Origin of the sequence: Acetobacter sacchari (genome assembly GCF_017377715.1) — a bacterium.
Classification (GTDB): domain Bacteria; phylum Pseudomonadota; class Alphaproteobacteria; order Acetobacterales; family Acetobacteraceae; genus Acetobacter; species Acetobacter sacchari.
On sequence record NZ_JAFVMF010000124.1, the window covers coordinates 1 to 237 of the forward strand.

The 237-nt window shown below is 43.5% G+C and carries 1 protein-coding gene; it reads right to left on the bottom strand.

Going from position 1 to position 237, the window contains the following annotated elements; genetic code table 11:
• Window positions 1-237, bottom strand: a 237-nt coding sequence (locus J2D73_RS20480; protein WP_207884271.1) for a tannase/feruloyl esterase family alpha/beta hydrolase, incomplete at both ends; no start/stop codon positions are given.

A 237-nucleotide genomic window follows, 5' to 3' on the forward strand; every position in this document is an offset into this window, starting at 1 on the left:
TTTTCTATGATGTTTTTTGCCATCGGCGTTAAATCAGCAACAGCATTATAGCCATAATCTAGCCGAGCTTGAGGATCAAGACCAAATAGCGGGGTTGGACTTGGGTGCCCCATATCGGAACTTATTACCGCAAATCCTTCATTAAGTGCAGCTGAATCTGAACCACCGGAAAATAGTAATCGACCAACCGCTTTGGCTACAGAACCATCAAGACCTCCATTTGCTTGGTAATAGAAT